Below are 207 nucleotides of genomic sequence, written 5' to 3' on the forward strand. Positions count from 1 at the left end.
CGTGACCTCGTTGGTGGAGCCGGTCTGCACGCAGATGGTGGCGCCGTTCATGTCCTTGGTCTGGGTGATGCCCAGGTCCTTGCGCACCATGAAGGCGTCGTACTCGTAGTAGTTCGGATAGGTGAAGTTGATGCCGTTGGCGTCGCGCCGCAGGGTCCACGAGGTGGTGCGCGGCAAGACGTCGATCTGGCCGGTCTGCAGGGCCGT

The 207-nt window shown here is 63.8% G+C and carries 1 pseudogene; it reads right to left on the reverse strand.

The window, feature by feature from the left end:
* Positions 1–207, reverse strand: a pseudogene (locus N825_RS35985) (amino acid ABC transporter substrate-binding protein); the annotation flags it as partial.

The sequence above is a fragment of the Skermanella stibiiresistens SB22 genome (genome assembly GCF_000576635.1).
In the GTDB taxonomy this organism is placed as follows: Bacteria; Pseudomonadota; Alphaproteobacteria; order Azospirillales; family Azospirillaceae; genus Skermanella; species Skermanella stibiiresistens.